The 16,234-nt window shown below is 72.0% G+C and carries 16 protein-coding genes; 10 read left to right on the top strand and 6 right to left on the bottom strand.

Going from position 1 to position 16,234, the window contains the following annotated elements:
* Positions 1 to 148: 148 nt before the first annotated feature.
* The 3 genes from A8711_RS02035 (at position 149) to A8711_RS02025 (ending at position 2,048) form a co-directional block, all read left to right on the top strand.
* Positions 149 to 589 (top strand): Lrp/AsnC family transcriptional regulator, encoded by a 441-nt coding sequence (locus A8711_RS02035; RefSeq protein ID WP_030502195.1) that lies wholly within the window; start codon positions 149 to 151, stop codon positions 587 to 589.
* A 79-nt stretch (positions 590 to 668) separates the two neighbouring features.
* The gene (locus A8711_RS02030) at positions 669 to 1,178 is read left to right on the top strand and encodes a hypothetical protein (protein ID WP_043328906.1); all 510 of its coding nucleotides are present in this window, start codon (positions 669 to 671) and stop codon (positions 1,176 to 1,178) included.
* 12 nt (positions 1,179 to 1,190) lie between these two features.
* Entirely contained in the window at positions 1,191 to 2,048 is an 858-nt protein-coding gene (locus tag A8711_RS02025) for a class F sortase (RefSeq protein ID WP_043328904.1), read from the top strand.
* Between the two features lie 9 nt (positions 2,049 to 2,057).
* Here A8711_RS02025 and A8711_RS02020 read toward each other — a convergent pair whose 3' ends face one another.
* Complete coding sequence (locus tag A8711_RS02020; RefSeq protein ID WP_030502198.1) at positions 2,058 to 2,597, bottom strand: HNH endonuclease; 540 nt, start codon at positions 2,595 to 2,597, stop codon at positions 2,058 to 2,060.
* 200 nt (positions 2,598 to 2,797) lie between these two features.
* Positions 2,798 to 4,255 (bottom strand): D-glucuronyl C5-epimerase family protein, encoded by a 1,458-nt coding sequence (locus tag A8711_RS02015; RefSeq protein ID WP_083296908.1) that lies wholly within the window; start codon positions 4,253 to 4,255, stop codon positions 2,798 to 2,800.
* A gap of 176 nt (positions 4,256 to 4,431) precedes the next feature.
* Between A8711_RS02015 and A8711_RS02010 the strand changes: the two genes are divergently transcribed.
* The 3 genes from A8711_RS02010 to A8711_RS02000 all read left to right on the top strand — a co-directional run bounded on the left by A8711_RS02010 (position 4,432) and on the right by A8711_RS02000 (position 7,562).
* The gene (locus tag A8711_RS02010) at positions 4,432 to 5,487 is read left to right on the top strand and encodes a mechanosensitive ion channel family protein (protein WP_223201338.1); all 1,056 of its coding nucleotides are present in this window, start codon (positions 4,432 to 4,434) and stop codon (positions 5,485 to 5,487) included.
* A 236-nt stretch (positions 5,488 to 5,723) separates the two neighbouring features.
* Positions 5,724 to 7,097, top strand: coding sequence for an MFS transporter (locus A8711_RS02005; protein ID WP_064448651.1), 1,374 nt, complete (start codon positions 5,724 to 5,726; stop codon positions 7,095 to 7,097).
* Positions 7,098 to 7,175: 78 nt separating this feature from the next.
* Positions 7,176 to 7,562 carry a globin gene (locus tag A8711_RS02000; RefSeq protein ID WP_051611386.1) on the top strand — a complete coding sequence of 129 codons (387 nt, stop codon included), beginning with the start codon at positions 7,176 to 7,178 and terminating at the stop codon, positions 7,560 to 7,562.
* A 12-nt stretch (positions 7,563 to 7,574) separates the two neighbouring features.
* Here A8711_RS02000 and A8711_RS01995 read toward each other — a convergent pair whose 3' ends face one another.
* The 4 genes from A8711_RS01995 to ettA form a co-directional block, all read right to left on the bottom strand.
* Entirely contained in the window at positions 7,575 to 8,159 is a 585-nt protein-coding gene (locus tag A8711_RS01995) for a YbjN domain-containing protein (RefSeq protein ID WP_043328898.1), read from the bottom strand.
* Positions 8,160 to 8,290: 131 nt separating this feature from the next.
* Entirely contained in the window at positions 8,291 to 8,956 is a 666-nt protein-coding gene (locus tag A8711_RS01990; RefSeq protein WP_064448653.1) for a hypothetical protein, read from the bottom strand.
* Complete coding sequence (locus A8711_RS01985; RefSeq protein ID WP_043328894.1) at positions 8,953 to 9,396, bottom strand: thioesterase family protein; 444 nt, start codon at positions 9,394 to 9,396, stop codon at positions 8,953 to 8,955. Before A8711_RS01985 ends, A8711_RS01990 begins: the two co-directional genes overlap by 4 nt.
* On the bottom strand, positions 9,389 to 11,065 hold the full coding sequence (gene ettA / locus A8711_RS01980; protein ID WP_043328893.1) for an energy-dependent translational throttle protein EttA: 1,677 nt from the start codon (positions 11,063 to 11,065) through the stop codon (positions 9,389 to 9,391). The genes A8711_RS01985 and ettA overlap by 8 nt, the downstream gene beginning before the upstream one ends.
* Before the next feature lie 213 nt (positions 11,066 to 11,278).
* Between ettA and A8711_RS01975 the strand changes: the two genes are divergently transcribed.
* The 4 genes from A8711_RS01975 (at position 11,279) to otsB (ending at position 16,091) form a co-directional block, all read left to right on the top strand.
* A complete protein-coding gene (locus tag A8711_RS01975; protein ID WP_043328891.1) occupies positions 11,279 to 11,563 on the top strand; it encodes a hypothetical protein in 285 nt (94 codons plus the stop codon).
* The gene (locus A8711_RS01970; RefSeq protein ID WP_051611384.1) at positions 11,560 to 11,952 is read left to right on the top strand and encodes a hypothetical protein; all 393 of its coding nucleotides are present in this window, start codon (positions 11,560 to 11,562) and stop codon (positions 11,950 to 11,952) included. Before A8711_RS01975 ends, A8711_RS01970 begins: the two co-directional genes overlap by 4 nt.
* Before the next feature lie 141 nt (positions 11,953 to 12,093).
* The gene (locus tag A8711_RS01965) at positions 12,094 to 13,494 is read left to right on the top strand and encodes a trehalose-6-phosphate synthase (RefSeq protein WP_043328887.1); all 1,401 of its coding nucleotides are present in this window, start codon (positions 12,094 to 12,096) and stop codon (positions 13,492 to 13,494) included.
* The gene (otsB, locus tag A8711_RS01960) at positions 13,491 to 16,091 is read left to right on the top strand and encodes a trehalose-phosphatase (RefSeq protein ID WP_043328885.1); all 2,601 of its coding nucleotides are present in this window, start codon (positions 13,491 to 13,493) and stop codon (positions 16,089 to 16,091) included. The genes A8711_RS01965 and otsB overlap by 4 nt, the downstream gene beginning before the upstream one ends.
* Positions 16,092 to 16,234: the final 143 nt, after the last annotated feature.

Below are 16,234 nucleotides of genomic sequence, written 5' to 3'. Positions count from 1 at the left end.
AGTCGTTCTCCGTCCGTGCGCGGGGTAGACGTCATGATCCCGCTGGTGGGCGGCCGAATGGAATGCCTGTTCAACGGCGGTATGGTGGTCTCACCTCGCGAACCGAAACCATCTCGCGTCGCTCCCTTTACGGAAGGAAGGTCCCCGCGTGGACGACATGGACTGGGCGTTGCTGCGTGAGCTCCAGGCCGACGCCCGGCTCTCGTACAGCGAGTTGTCCCGCCGGGTCCACCTGTCCCCGCCCGCGGTGGCCGAACGGGTGCGGCGGCTGGAGGAGTCCGGCGTGATCACCGGCTACCACGCCCACGTCGACCTCACCCGGGCCGGACGCACGGTGCTCGCCCTGATCCGGATGTCCTGCTACGGCGCGCGCTGCATCCTCAACGACCCCGAGGTGGCCGGCTGGCCGGAGATCATGGAGATCCACCGGATCACCGGGGACGCCTGCAGCATGCTCAAGGTCGCCGCCACCAACATGGGCGAGTTCGAGGAGGTCATCGACCGGCTCGCCCCGTACGGCCAGCCGTCCAGCACGATGGTGCTCTCCACGCCGCTGGCCTGGCATCCGGTGGTGAAGGCGCCTCGTTAGCTTCCCCCGCCCCCCGGGAAAGCAGCCGCCGCTGCCCGTCAGTGGGTCCGGCGCACCGTCGCGCCGGGAGGGGGGAACCATGCGAGGGCTCCTGTCACACCGCGTGCTGTCGTCCGTACTGGGCCTGTTCGGCCTGGTCGCGACGTTCGTCCTGGCGACCGCGCCACCGGCGCGGGCCGGCGAGAGCGTGTTCATCGAGGTGACGCCGAACAGCGTCCAGGCCGGTTCCCGGGTGAGCCTGCGGGCCGGCTGCGACAACAGCAACAACCGTCAGGCCCAGGTCACCTCGGACGCCTTCGGGCGGGTGACGCTGCGGCCCGACAACGGCTTCCTCACCGGCTCGGTCACCGTGCCCGGCAACAAGGCGCCCGGCGACTACCCGGTGAACCTGGACTGCTCCAACGGCAACACCGCCTCGACCATGCTCACCGTGTTGAACATGGCGCAGCCGAGCAAGGGACCGGCGACCGGCGGTGGGGGCGCCGCGGGCGGCCGGGGCACCGGCTCGCTGCTGCTGGTCGGCGGCCTGGTGGCGGTGGCAGTGGTGGCCGGCGTGAGCGCCCGCCGCAAGACCGGTAACCGCGTCTGACGAGGCGCCGACATGGCCCGCAAATCGCGCCGCCGGGACCGCGCCGGCCCGGCGGCGGACCGCACCCGCCGTCGCGCCGCCGGCCGCCGGCCGCCGGAGCGCGCGAAACGGCTCCGGGCCGCGCTGCGGCTGACGTCCCGGGCCGCGCGCCGGTTCGCCCATGTCGCCGGGCACGCCTTCACGGCCAGCGTCACCACCGCCGACCCGCGGCCGGTCCCGGCCCGCGCCGCACCGGCCACCACCCGCCGGTACGCCCCGAGCCGCAACCCGGGTGTCCCGGTGCTCGTGGTGGCGAGCGTGATGGCGCTGATCGTGGCCATGCTCGGGCTGGAACGGGTGACCGGGGTCAGCGTGCTGCCGGACCGGATCGTCGCCGGCCTGCGCCCGCCGCCGAAGAAGTTCCCGGTGCTGCCGGCCAGCCCGCCGACCGACCTGAGCATCGGCAAGCTCGACCTGCGCGCGCCGGTGCACCGCGTCGGAATCGCGCCGGACGGCAGCATCGACGTGCCGGACGTGGACCGGGCCGGCGAGGTCGGCTGGTACGACCAGGGCCCCACCCCCGGCCAGTACGGCCCGGCGGTGCTCGTCGGGCACGTCGACACCACCACCGGGCCGGCCGTCTTCCACGGGCTGAAGAACCTCGACGACGGCGACCGGATCGAGGTGACCCGCGAGGACCGCTCGGTGGCGGTGTTCGAGGTGACCTCGATCGAGCGGTACGGCAAGGAGAAACTGCCGGTGGAGGACGTCTACGGCGACTTCAGCCGGCCCAACCTGCGGCTGATCACCTGCGGTGGGCGCTGGGTGGGCGGCGAGACCGGGTACGCGGACAACCTGGTCGTCTACGCCTCGCTGGTCAAGGCGCGCTGAGCGCTCCGGTCAGGCCGCCTCGGACTCGGGCTCGCGCAGGTCGAGCCAGTCCGCCCAGCGCGGGTCGGGCGCGCGGTGCCCGAGAACCCGCCAGGCCGCCCCTTTCGGGGCGGCCGGCAGGTGGTGCAGCCGCCAGCCCAGCTCGGCCGGCGTCTTGTCGCCTTTGGTGTGGTTGCACCGCGCGCACGCGGCGACCACGTTCTCCCAGGCGTGCCGGCCACCCCGGCTGCGCGGGAACACGTGGTCGATGGTCTCCGCCGGCCCCCGGCAGTACGCGCACCGCCACCCGTCGCGGGCGAACACGGCCCGCCGGGACAGCCCGACGTGGGTGCGGTAGGGCACCCGGACGTAGCGGGTCAGGCGTACCACTGAGGGCACCGGTAACGCGTTGCGCGCGCTGTGCAGGATGCCCTCGCCGTCGGCGACGCAGATCGCCTTGGCGGAGAGCACGAGGATCGCGGCACGACGCACCGACACGACGCACAGGGGTTCGTAGGTGGCGTTGAGAACGAGCGCACCGGAGCCCGCCGTGGGTCGTATGTCAGGCATCGCGCTCACCCTCCCGGTCCAGCCGCTCCCGCCGTCTGCGCGCCGGAACCGCCCGCGAACAGCGCGGAACGAATTCCGACGCCGGCCGGATCACCGACGTCCGTTGCGCCAATAGTCCCTGATCGCGCCCTCGATTGCACGCACGAATCTGCAAGCGGCCCACCGGATCACCCGCACCGGGGCGGTCCGGCGCGCTCGCGCTACGCCGTGCCGACGCTACGCAGGGTGCCCAGCCGGACCCACTGGCCCTCGTGCGGGCCGGCGGCCAGGCGGTAGTGCTGGACGCCGTCGATGGCGGCGCGCAGATCCACTGTCACGGTGTCACCGACGGCGAGGCCGGCGGTCACCGCCGTCACCTTCCCGGCGTCGTCCAGGGAGTACGCCCTGCCGGGCGCGGCGACGACCACCGCCGAGCGCGGGATGCGGTAGCCGATCGGCGCCGCTCTCCCGATCTGGTACGACCGGCCGGGGATCTCCTGGACCAGGTAGCCGCTCAGGCTCCCCTCGCTGATGTCGTACCAGATGCCGGTCTGCCGCATCACCTTGTGCCGTTCCGTGGAGGCCGCCTCGGTCGGCCTGGTCAGGGAGATCCGCTTGCGGTCCAGGACCGTGCCGGACGCGTCGAACTTGTAGCCGACGTGGTCCCCGGGGGCGAGCCGGATCGTTCCGGACACCCCGTAGGTGGGGTGGTCGGAGTAGAACAGGTCCATGATCCCGGCGAATGTCGGGTCGCCGGTGATCGCGTGCAGCACGGCGTGCTGGATGATGTGCGTCGAGTGGTACATGCCCGCGTCCTTGCGGTGGGTGAGGCAGTACCGGCTCCGCCACTGGCGGGTGCGGACGAGGTGGTGGGCGTCCCGGGCGGTGGTGATCGCGCCCTGGAGCATCTGGCGGGCCCGGGCGTCGCGGCTCAGGCTCCAGTAGTCCCAGAGCCCGAAGGCCGAGAAGACGTGCCCGTTGTAGGTCTGGTCGCCGCGCACCCGCGTCGGGTGGGCGTACTCCTCAAGCCAGAGCAGCCCGTCCTTGACGTACACCCCCCACGGCAGGCCGCCCACCGGCGGGAGCAGGTAGGACGCGAACGTCGAGTCGGCCGCCTGCCGCCAGTGGGTGCGCTCGCCGACGATCTGCGCCAGCCGGACGAAGAGGCTCATCGCCTGCCCCTGGGCCATCATCGAGTACCACGGCGTCTCGTAGACGTCGGTGCCGCGGTGCATGGCGTGCCGGAACCGGTACGGGTAGAACCAGGCGTCCCGCCGCACGACCCGCCTGTCGATCAGGCGCTGCGCCTGCGCCATCGCCCGCTTGAGGTACACCTGATCGCCGGTGACCCGGTGACTCTCCAGCAGGTTGATGCCGTACTGGGCCTGGGCCACCGGATGGTCGTAGAGCTTGCCGGTGAGCAGCGCCATGCGTACGCCGTGCTCGTCGTGCGTGCCCGTGTCGACGAGCGGCAGCCGCACCCCGCTGTAGTAGGGCCGCTGCCCCTGCGGCAGATCGCGGATCTCGAACGGGTCGCTGCGGAACTTGACAGGCGATTCGGCAGACAGTTTCGCCGCCCCGGTCGCCACCAGCGGCGCGGCGCCGGCCGCCGCCGCCACCACCGTCAGCACCTGACGACGGGACCAGGATCGGCGCGCGCCTAAGAGTTCCTCCGTCATGTCGCTTTTCCCCTTGCTCCGCCCATCTGCGCGCTGGACGGCCAGTCGCGGGGCCCCCGTGCGGGCCGGGGCGTTTTTGCCGCCCCCCGGTACAACGGAGCAGGAAGCAGGGCGGGTTGCCCGGCCGGCGGTGGGTCCGCGCCGGACGGGCGACGCGGGTGCGGTACGAAAGCACTGTGAATCTCTCCGACCTGATCTCCGCCCTGCTGTCCGCCGTCTCCGACCGGCGGCCGGACTGCCAGGGCAGCAGCTCCTGCGAGTGGGTGTACCGGGTCACCGACTCCGCCTGGTTCGCCGAGAGCAGCTACTGGATCCTGTTCAAGCCGCTGCGGGTGGCGCTGATCCTGCTGCTCGCGGTGGCCGCCCGCTGGGCGCTGCACCGGACCATCAACCGGCTGGTGCGGACCACCACCGACGGCGCGGTGCCGACCATGCTCCGCCCGCTGCGGGAACGGATTCCCAGCGCCACGCCCGACCCGGACCAGTTCGTGCCGGAGCGGCGGCGGCAGCGGGCCGAGGCGATCGGGTCGGTGCTGCGCAGCATGGTCACCGCGTTCGTGTTCGGCATCGCGTTGCTGATGGTGCTCAAGGAGTTCAGCTTCGACCTGGCCCCGCTGCTGGCCAGCGCGGGCATCGCCGGCGTGGCGCTCGGTTTCGGCGCGCAGAGCCTGGTCAAGGACCTGATCGCCGGCCTGTTCATGTTGATCGAGGACCAGTACGGCGTCGGTGACACGGTCGACCTCGGCGAGGCGACGGGCGTGGTGGAGGCGGTGGGCCTGCGGGTGACCACGGTCCGTGACGGCCGCGGGGTGCTCTGGTACATCCGCAACGGGGAGATCGTCCGCGTCGGCAACAAGAGTCAGGGTTGGGCCCTGGTCGTGGTCGACCTGCCGATCGGCTTCGCCGGCACCGAGGAGGCCACGGCGGTGCTGCGTACCGCGGCGGCGTCGGTGGCGCTGGACCCGGAGCTGGCGCCGAAGATCGTCGAGGCGCCGGAGGTCCTCGGCGTCGAGCAGATCACCGTGGACGGCACGGTGATCCGTACCGTCGTCAAGACCACCGCGGACGGGCAGTTCGCGGTGGGCCGGGAGCTGCGCCGCCGCCTCGCCGAGGCGCTGGAGAACTCCGGGATCACCGCGCAGATCGCGGCGGCCCGGCTCTTCCCCGGGCTGCCGCCCCAGACGCCGGCGACGCCCACTGCCGAGGGCACGGGGACCAGCGGACCCACCTGAGTCGCCGGACAAGCCGGACTATTTTCCGGGGGTCGCGCTCCGCGCGGCCCCTCGGGTATCGTCCGTTCGGTTCAGTCGGAGATGCGACGATCAATCCGTTCACCCTAGCCAGTTGTCAGACGATCGGGCAGAATCCGGTGAACACGCTCCACCGGGGAGCGTGCTCGTGTCCTCGCTGATCGGTTGATCTGACGACGGTTCCCGGTCGGGCCATCACAAGTGGTCGACCAGGAACGATGGAGGCGACGGTGTCCGACGAGCGACCCGCCCAGGAGGGCCCGGCCACCTTCCGCGACGTGTTCGGTCAGCCGGAGTTCCGGGCGCTCTTCGCCGCCAACATCCTCTCCTGGGTCGGCGACTATCTCGCCAAGGCCGCGGTCACCGTGCTCGTGCTGCGCGAGACCGAATCGGTCGCGCTCTCCGCCGCCGCGTTCGCGGTCAGCTATCTGCCCTGGCTGCTCGGTGGCCCGTTGCTCTCCGCGCTCGCCGAGCGGCACCGCTACCGCCGGGTCATGGTGATCTGCGACCTGATCCGGATGGCGCTGATGGTGCTCGTCGCCATGCCGTTCATGCCGGCCTGGTCGGTCCTCGCGCTGATCTTCCTGGCCACGCTCGCGAATCCGCCGAGCCAGGCGGCGCGCTCGGCGGTGATGCCGCAGATCCTCACCGGCGACCGGCTGGTGGTGGGCCTGTCCGCGTTCACCAGCGCGTCCCAGGCCGCCCAGGTCGTCGGCTACCTGATCGGCGCGACCATCGCCGCGCTGAACCCGAACGCCGCGCTGCTCGTCAACGCGGCGACCTTCGCCCTGTCGGCCCTGCTGGTCCGCGTCGGCGTACGCGACCGGCCGTCGACGATGACCGCGAAGCACCGCAGCCACCTGCTGCGGGAGACCGGCCAGGGCTTCCGCATCGTCTTCGAACGGCCGGTGCTGCGGGCCATCGCGATGCTGGTGTTCAGCGCGATGCTGTTCTCGATCGTCCCCGAAGGGCTGGCCGCCGGCTGGGCCGCCGAGCGCACCGACGGCACGATGGACGCCGGCACCGCCCAGGCGGTCATCATGGCCGCCGGTCCGGTCGGATACGTCCTCGGCGGGGTGATCATCGGGCGGCTGATCGCCCCGGCGCGCCGGTTGGCGCTGATGCGGCCGCTGATGGTGATCGCGCCGGCGGTTCTCGTGCCCGCGCTCCTCGACCCGGCCCCGTCCGTGGTGGCGTTGCTCGCCGCGGCGTGCGGCTTCGCCGTCGCCGGGCTGGTGCCGGTCGCCAACGGGCTGTTCGTGCAGGCCCTGCCGGACGGCTACCGGGCCCGGGCGTTCGGGGTGATGGCCACCGGCACCCAGGTCATCCAGGGCGCCGCGGTGCTCGCCACCGGCGCCCTCGCCGAGCGGTTCTCCGTCCCGTCGGTGGTCGGCGCGTGGAGCGCGGCGGGCGTGCTGCTGATGCTCGTCGCGGCGTTCGCCTGGCCTCGGCCGCGCACCATCGACGCGGCGATCGCGGCTGCCCGCGCCGAGTCGGCCCCGGACGCCGCCGCACCCACGCACGCCGCGCGTGGCCCGGCGGCGGGCGACCGGGGCCGGGAGCACGGCCGGCGCCGGCACGCGGTGACGTGATCCGCGCCGCCCCGCGGGCGGGCGCGACCGCGGGGGCGCACCTGGCAGGATGGAAGCGTGACTTCCCCAGGCGAGTCGATGACCCTCTTCGAGGCGATCGGCGGTGAACCGGCCTTCCGCAAGCTGGTGGACGAGTTCTACGCCGGCGTCGCCGAGGACCCGCTGCTGCGGCCGATGTACCCGGAGGAGGATCTGGGCCCGGCGGCGGACCGGCTGACCCTCTTCCTCATCCAGTACTGGGGTGGGCCGCACACCTACTCCGAGCAGCGCGGGCACCCCCGGCTGCGGATGCGGCACGCCCCGTTCCGGATCGGCGCCGCGGAGCGCGACGCCTGGTTGCTGCACATGCGCCGGGCGGTGGACGCGCTGGACCTGCCGCCGCAGCTCGCCGGCGCGCTCTGGGACTACCTGGAGCGGGCCGCCTACTTCATGGTGAACGTGATGGAGGACCCGGCGGCCGGCTGAGCCGCCCGGCTCTCAGAGCAGCGCGCCCTCGTCGTGCAGCCAGTCGACGAACGTGGTGGCGACCGCGGCGCCGCAGTCGAGCATCTCGACGAGCAGCGCGTCGTGGGCCCCGGCGCCGAGCGGGACCTGGAGTTCGGCGTAGATCGGGAGCTGGCCGCGCTCGGTCGGGTCGCCGATGTACGCCTTGCAGAAGCGGCGGGTGTGGTTCCACTCGTTGACCACCCGGTACGCCCGGTCGGCCCAGTCCGGCGGGACGGTGGCGTGCGGGCGGGCCCGCATCACCAGGATCTCGTCCTCCGGGCCCTCCAGCGCGACGAGCACGGCGTGCCGCTCCCACATGGCCAGCAGGTTGCCGCCGCCGTCGGCCAGGTAGCGCACGTCCAGCAGGTCGAGCGCGTCGCAGACCCGGCTCAGGGTGACCGGGGCGACAGTGGCCGGCATGTCCGCCAGGGCCGGGCGCTCGGGTGCCGGCGCGTCGTCTCCCGGCTGGCGCGGGGTAGGTGGCCCCACCCGGATGGTGTCATCCACTGTGACTCCGCTTCGAGTCTCCGGTTCGCCGCCAGCGGCGGGACCAGGGCGCCATGACCACCACGGCATCGCTCGCGCACCTCACTCCCCAGCGGATCCAATCGCCTACGGTGCGTTGGATCCGAGGAAGGACGGTACCCGGACAGGCGGCATGAGGCATCCCCCCAACGGCCGCCCCAAACCGGAAGGCCGATGATGGGTCATACTTTCGGCTGACCCGGCATCGGCCTGAGTGCAAGATCGGCGACGGTACGCGACCACACCGCCCCGAACGGACCGACGAGCCCGACCCACCGGCCGGCGACCCGCACCTGAACGTCGTCCTCGCCGCTACCGGCGAAGCCCATCCGGACCAGACCCTGCACCAGCCGCTGCGACACCTCCACCGGCGTGCGCGGGTCCTCGTCCGGCGTCACCACCACGGCGACGTGGTCCAGCAACGCGTCCCGCAGCACCCGCTGACCCACCGCGCGGCCGGCCACCCCGTGCGTGGCCGCCTCGCGCAGCGTCCCGGCCGCCGCCTCCGCGATCCGGCGCAACTCCGCGCCGGGCAGCGTCTCCACCAGGCGGCTGGCAGCCGGTGGGAGCTGCCAGCGCCAGCCGTCGTCCCGCCGTACCGGCAGCGCCGCGCCCCCGGCGGAGAGTTCGGCCAGCAGCTCCCCCGCGGCCACAGTGACGTCACCGGGGGCGGCGCCGGGCACGGTACGGACCACGAGCACCCCCCAGGGCAGCCGCGCCCAGAGCGCCGTACGCCCGGCGCCGGGCACCGGCCGCAGGCGGACCACCGTGGCCGGGTCGAACCGGACCAGCCGGGCCAGGAAGGCCCCCGCGTCGGCCACCCCGGTCAGCCCGTGCCCGGTCGTCATCCGCTCAGCCCCGGCGCGTAGCGGAGCAGGAACGCGCGCTCGTCCGGCGAGATCCGGCGTGGCCGCTGGGCGGCGAGGTCGAACGGCACCAGCACCGACCGGGCGGTGCTGGCCAGCGTGTCGCCGTCGTACAGCTCGTAGGCGACCGAGAACGAGGCGTTGCGGATCTGGTCCACCCACAGCTCGATCCGCACGGTCGGGGCCGCCTCCGCGCTGGCCCGGCCGAGCGCGTAGTCGACCGGGCGCAGATAGTCGACCTCGTGCCGGCGGATGACCACCCCGTCGGCGAACGAGCCCACTCCCCACGCCCGGCCACCGGCGAACATCATCGCCACCCGGGCCTCCTCGTAGAGCGTGAGGAAGCGGGCGTTGTTGACGTGGCCGTACGCGTCCAGGTCGGACCAGCGCAACGCGCAGTGGTAGACGAAGCGGTCAGTCACGGGTGAGCTTGCGGTAGGTCACCCGGTGCGGCCGGGCCGCCTCGGCGCCGAGCCGGTCGATCTTGTTCTTCTCGTACGCCTCGAAGTTGCCCTCGAACCAGAACCACTTCGCCGGGTTCTGGTCGTCGCCCTCCCAGGCCAGGATGTGCGTGGCGACCCGGTCCAGGAACATCCGGTCGTGGGAGATGACCACGGCGCAGCCGGGGAACTCCAGCAGCGCGTTCTCCAGGCTGGACAGCGTCTCCACGTCCAGGTCGTTCGTCGGCTCGTCGAGCAGGATCACGTTGCCGCCGATCTTCAGCGTCAGCGCCAGGTTGAGCCGGTTGCGCTCGCCGCCGGAGAGCACCTTCGTCGGCTTCTGCTGGTCCGGCCCCTTGAAGCCGAACGCCGCGATGTACGCCCGGGACGGCATCTCGACCTTGCCCACCATGAGGTGGTCCAGCCCGTCGGAGACGACCTCCCAGACCGTCTTGTCGCCGTCCAGGCCCTGCCGGTTCTGGTCGACGTACGACAGCGAGACGGTCTCGCCGACCCGGACCGAGCCGCTGGTCGGCTGCTCCAGCCCGACGATGGTCTTGAACAGCGTGGTCTTGCCGACGCCGTTCGGGCCGATGATGCCGACGATGCCGTTGCGGGGCAGCGAGAACGACAGGTCGTCGATCAGCACCCGGTCACCGAACGCCTTTGTCAGGTTCTGCGCCTCGATGACCGTGTTGCCCAGTCGCGGGCCCGGCGGGATCTGGATCTCCTCGAAGTCCAGCTTCCGGGTCTTCTCCGCCTCGGCGGCCATCTCGTCGTAGCGGTCCAGGCGGGCCTTGGACTTGGTCTGCCGAGCCTTGGCGTTCGAGCGGACCCACTCCAGTTCCTCGGACAGCCGCTTCTTCATCTTGGCGTCGCGGCGTCCCTCGACGGAGAGCCGGGCGGCCTTCTTCTCCAGGTAGGTGGAGTAGTTGCCCTCGTACGGGTAGGCCCGGCCGCGGTCCAGCTCCAGGATCCAGTTGGCCACGTTGTCCAGGAAGTACCGGTCGTGGGTGATCGCCAGGACGGTGCCGGCGTACTTGGCCAGGTGCTGCTCCAGCCACTGCACGCTCTCCGCGTCCAGGTGGTTGGTGGGCTCGTCGAGCAGCAGCAGGTCCGGCGCCTCCAGCAGCAGCTTGCACAGCGCGACCCGGCGGCGCTCTCCACCGGAGAGCTTGGTGACGTCGGCGTCCGGCGGCGGGCAGCGCAGCGCATCCATCGCGAGTTCGAGCTTGGAGTCGATGTCCCACGCGTCGGCGGCGTCCAGCTCCTCCTGGAGCTTGCCCATCTCCTCCATCAGCTCGTCGGAGTAGTCGGTGGCCATCTGCTCGGCGATGGCGTTGAACCGCTCCAGCTTGGCCTTGGTCTCGGCGACCGCCTCCTCGACGTTGCCGAGGACCGTCTTCTCCTCGTTGAGCGGCGGCTCCTGCGCGAGCATGCCGACGGAGTAGCCGGGCATGAGCCGGGCCTCGCCGTTGCTCGGCCGGTCCAGCCCTGCCATGATTTTGAGGAGGCTGGACTTACCGGCGCCGTTCGGACCGACCACCCCGATCTTGACACCCGGCAGGAAGTTCAGCGTCACGTTGTCGAGCACGACCTTGTCGCCGTGCGCCTTGCGCGCCTTGTCCAGGACGTAGATGAACTGGGCCACGGTGCGGGCTACCTCCGTCGGTTGCGTTCGCGGGCTTGTCGGGTGCGGGGCGCGGGCGTCGATCTCCGCCCGCCGCCGCCGGCCGGGAGCCGGCCGCACGCACGCCGCCGTCAATCCTGACAGGTACGGACCGCCACGCCCACATCACCCCACCCCAGGGGTACGGTGGCGCGCCTCCTTGCCGGCGCGGGTATGACTGAATAGCCTTGGCGTATGACCAAGAAGATCGCCGTGAGCCTGCCGGACGACGTCGCGGAGCGGCTGGCCAAGGAGCCGAACGTGTCCGCCTTCGTAGCGCGCGCCGTGCGTCGGCAGATGGCCGGCGAGCAGACGCGGGTGCTGCTCGCTCGCGCCGGTGTCACGATCACCGACGAGGACGTGGCCCGGGCCCACGCGGAGATGCAGCAGCTCACCGCGAGTATCACGCCCGAGCTTCGTGAGCGGGCCAGCCGGCTCCAGTCGGAGGTCCTTGCGGCCAGGGCGAAGGCGCGGCGGTGACGCAGTTCGGCCTGGCGCTCGACACGGCCGCGCTGCTGGCCTATGCCTCGGGCGCCAAGGACGTCGGTGCGAGGATCGCCGAGGCCGCCGACTACGCGCGTGACGTGCTGGTGCCCGCCCTCTGCCTGGCGCATGCCCATCAGCAGGCCACGGCTCCGCAGTGGGAGCTTCTGGAACTGCTGGCCGCCCTGCCGCAGGTGCAGATCACCCCCGTGGAACCTGACATGTGCGCCTACCTCGGAGGCTGGTCGCGGCGGATGACCGGGCGGATGGATCTCGCGCAGCTGGCCATGGAGGCCGCCGCCAATCCGCTCGTGCCGATCGTGACGGACCGGCGGGAGCTGCTCGGTGAGGTGCTGCCGAAGGAGTGGCCGATCATCGACCTCTGAGCCACCGGTGTCGACAAGATCACGCGGTGGGTTCGGCGGTTCTGGGACGGGTAGGTAACTCCGGCACGGGGGAACAGAGGCCGCAGCTACGCTCAGTACGCTCATCGCGGTGGACCCGTCAGTACCCGGAGGTGGCCGATCGTGACCGTCCGTAGCTCCTTTGTCGTAGTGGCCAACCGCCTGCCGGTCGACGAGGTGAGCACACCCGAGGGGCGGCAGTGGCGGCGCAGCCCGGGCGGGCTGGTGACCGCGCTGCACCCGGTGCTCGCCGAGCACCAGGGCACCTGGGTGGGGTGGGCCGGCGGCACCGGCGCCGCGCCCGAGCCGTTCGACCTGGAGGGCATCCGCCTGCACCCGGTGCCGTTGAGCGCCGAGGAGCTGGAGCGCTACTACGAGGGCCAGTCGAACGCGACGATCTGGCCGCTCTACCACGACGCCGTGGAGACACCCGCGTACAAGCGGCGCTGGCGCGAGGCGTACCGGTTGGTGAACGCCCGGTTCGCGGAGGCCGCGGCCGACGTGGCGGCCGAGGGCGCCACGGTCTGGGTCCAGGACTACCAGCTCCAGCTGGTGCCGGCGATGCTCCGCGAGCTGCGGCCGGACCTGCGGATCGGCTTCTTCCTGCACATCCCGTTCCCGCCGATCGAGCTGTTCATGCAGATGCCGTTCCGCACCGAGATCCTGCGCGGCCTGCTCGGCGCGGACCTTGTCGGTTTCCAGCAGCGGCTGGCGGCGCAGAACTTCGTCCGGCTGGCCCGGCACCTGCTCGGCCTGCGCTACGAGGGCCAGATGATCCAGGTCGACGGCCGGCAGGTGAAGGCGGGCGCGTTCCCCATCTCGATCGACACCAAGGAGATGGAGCGGCTGGCCGAGGACCCGGCGATCCAGGCCCGGGCCAAGCAGATCCGCGAGGAGCTGGGCAACCCGAAGACCATCATCCTGGGCGTCGACCGGCTCGACTACACCAAGGGCATCGAACTCCGCCTGAAGGCCTTCCGCGAACTCCTCGCTGACGGAAAGTTGACAGTTCCGGACGCGGTTATGGTGCAGGTCGCCACGCCCAGCCGCGAGCGTGTGGAGCACTACCAGGCACTTCGGGTGAAGGTGGAACGCGAGGTTGGCCGGATCAATGGTGAATTCGGCCGGGTCGGCGTGCCTGCAGTGCATTATCTGCATCAGTCGTACAGTCGCTCCGAACTGGCCGCGATGTACGTCGCGGCCGACGTCATGATGGTGACCCCGCTGCGAGACGGAATGAATCTGGTGGCCAAGGAGTACGTCGCATCGCGCGCCGACCAGGGCGGCGCGCTCGTGCTCAGTGAGTTCGCCGGCGCTGCCACCGAGCTGCGCCAGGCGTTCCTGTGTAATCCGCACGACCCGGACGCGGTGAAGGACGCGTTGCTGCGGGCCGTGCATGTCGAAAAGCCCGAAGCCCGCCGCCGGATGCGCGTCATGCAACGCCATCTGCGCAGCCACGACGTGGGCCACTGGGCCAAGTCGTTCCTCAGCGAGCTCGGCGTCGGAGATACGGAGGCTGCGTGACCTCGCCCGCCCTCGCCGCCGCACACGGCGGCGTGCTGGATCCCGAACTGCGTGCCGCGATCGGCCGCATCGCCCGGGTTCCGCAGCTTCTGGTCGCCTGCGACTACGACGGCACGCTCGCGCCGATCGTCGAGGACCCGAGCAAGGCCGTTCCGCTGCCGGAGTCGGTGGCCGCGGTACGCGCTCTGGCCTCGCTGCCGCAGACCAGCGTCGCGGTGGTCTCCGGCCGCGCGCTGCGCGACCTGGCCACGCTCTCCCGGCTGCCCAGCGAGGTGCACCTCGTCGGCAGCCACGGCTCGGAGTTCGACATCGGCTTCGTCGAGCGCCTCACCCCCGAGCTGATCGCGGTCCGGCACCGGCTCCGCGAGGCGCTGCGGGAGATCGCCGCCGAGCATCCGGGCATCCGCCTGGAACGCAAGCCCGCCAGCGTCGCCGTGCACACCCGCGGCGTCGACCCGCACACCGCCGCCCGGGCCGTCGAGGCGGTCCGCAACGGGCCGGCGACCTGGGACGGCGTGACGGTCACCCAGGGCAAGGAAGTCATCGAGCTGTCGGTGGTGGTCACCAACAAGGGCACCGCGATCGACCAGCTCCGGACCCAGCTCGCCGCCAGCGCGGTGCTGTTCATCGGCGACGACGTCACCGACGAGAACGCGTTCGGCAACCTGACCGGGCCGGACGTCGGCATCAAGATCGGCCCCGGCGAGACCCGCGCCGACTACCGGGTGTCCGAGCCGATCGAGGCGGCCCGCGCACTGGGGCTGCTGCTGGAGACGCGGCGGCACTGGCTGTTCGGCGAGCGGGCGGTGCCGATCGAGCGGCACTCGATGCTCGCCAACGGCCGTACCGTCGCGCTCGTCACGCCGGAAGCGAAGATCACCTGGCTGTGTCACCCGAAGCCGGACTCGGCGGCGATCTTCGCCGACCTGGTCGGCGGCAGCCCGGCCGGGCACTTCACGGTCGGCCCGGAGCGCGGCGGCATCCCGCTCGGCCAGCGCTACCGCAGCAACACGATGACCGTCGAGACCCGCTGGTCCGGCCTGACCGTGACCGACTGGCTCGACCTACCGGTACGGCAGACCACGCCGGACGACCCGGCCGTGGTCAGCGGCGACTCCACACTGGTCCGGGTGCTCAGCGGCACCGGGCGGGCCCGCGTCGAGTTCGCGCCGAGGCCCGAGTTCGGCCAGGTCGCGGTGCAGCTCCAGCCGCTCGACGACGGCCTGCTGGTGCTCGGCTCCAACGAGCCGGTCGCGCTGCACTCCCCCGGCGTCGAGTGGGAGGTCACCAACGACGCTGGGTACGAGACCGCGAAGGCGGTGGTCGACCTGTCGGCGGCCGGCGGCCAGGTGGTGCTGGAGCTGCGCTTCGGCACCCAGAGCCTGGAGCCGCACCGGCTGCCGGTGCACGAACGGCAGGCCGCCGCCGAGCAGCCCTGGAAGGACTGGGTGGCCTCGCTGCGGCTGCCCGCCACCGCCCGGGACCTGGTCGCCCGCAGCGCGCTGACGCTGCGCGGGCTCTGCCACGAGCCCACCGGCTCGATCCTCGCCGCGGCCACCACGTCGCTGCCCGAGGAGCTGGGCGGTGTCCGCAACTGGGACTACCGCTACTGCTGGCTCCGCGACGCCGCGATGACCGCCCGCGCGCTGGTCGACCTCGGCTCCACCGAGGAGGCCGAAGGTCTGCTGCGCTGGATCGACGGCGTGGTCGAGCGCACCGGCGGGCACCCGGAGCGGCTGCACCCGCTCTACACGGTGGACGGCTTCGAGCTGGGCGCCGAGGCGGTCATCGACACGCTGCCCGGCTACGCCGGCTCCCGGCCGGTACGGGTCGGCAACCTCGCCAACCACCAGCTCCAGCTCGACGTGTTCGGCCCGGTCGCGGACCTGATCGCGGCAGTCGCCGACGCCCGGGGCTCGATCCGGGACGACGAGTGGCGGGTGCTGGAGAACATGGTCGAGGCGGTACGCCGCCGCTGGCACGAGCCCGACCACGGCATCTGGGAGGCCCGCCTCCCCCCGCGGCACCACGTCTTCTCCAAGGTCATGCTCTGGATGACTGTGGACCGGGCGCTGCACGTCGTACGGCGGCACGGCGGCGAGGACCGGCCCGAGTGGGTCGAGCTGCGCGACCGGATCGCCTCGAACGTGCTGGAGCACGGCTGGCACCCGGAGGCCGAGGCGTACAGCGTCGCCTACGGCTACGAGGAGATGGACGCCTCGTCGCTGTGGATCGGCATCTCCGGGCTGCTCGCCGGTGACGACCCGCGCTTCCTCTCCACCGTGCTCAAGATCGAGGCGGAGCTGCGCAGCGGGCCGGTCGTCTACCGGTACCACTGGGACGACGGCCTGCCCGGCCGGGAGGGCGGCTTCCACATCTGCACGTCATGGCTGATCGAGGCGTACCTGCGCACCGGCCGCCGGAGCGACGCGGAGGAGCTGTTCACCCAGATGGTCGACACGGCCGGGCCGACCGGGCTGCTGCCGGAGCAGTACGACCCGCTGGCCGAGCGCGGGCTGGGCAACCACCCGCAGGCGTACAGCCACCTGGGCCTGATCCGCTGCGCCCTGCTGCTGGACAACATGCTCAAGCAGTAACGCCGTACGAGGGCGGCGGCGGGGACCCTCCGGTCCCCGCCGCCGCCCTCGTTCCATCCCCGCCCCGCCCCGCCCCCGCCCGCCCCGCCCCGCCCCCGCGATCTTGCAGTTGCGGCCCGGGCAAAGGTGGCCGAAACGGGCAT

Source organism: Micromonospora sp. II, assembly GCF_001709195.1.
Classification (GTDB): domain Bacteria; phylum Actinomycetota; class Actinomycetes; order Mycobacteriales; family Micromonosporaceae; genus Micromonospora; species Micromonospora chalcea.
The sequence above is the reverse complement of the archived record's forward strand: the minus strand, read 5'-3'. Positions and strand labels throughout refer to the sequence as shown.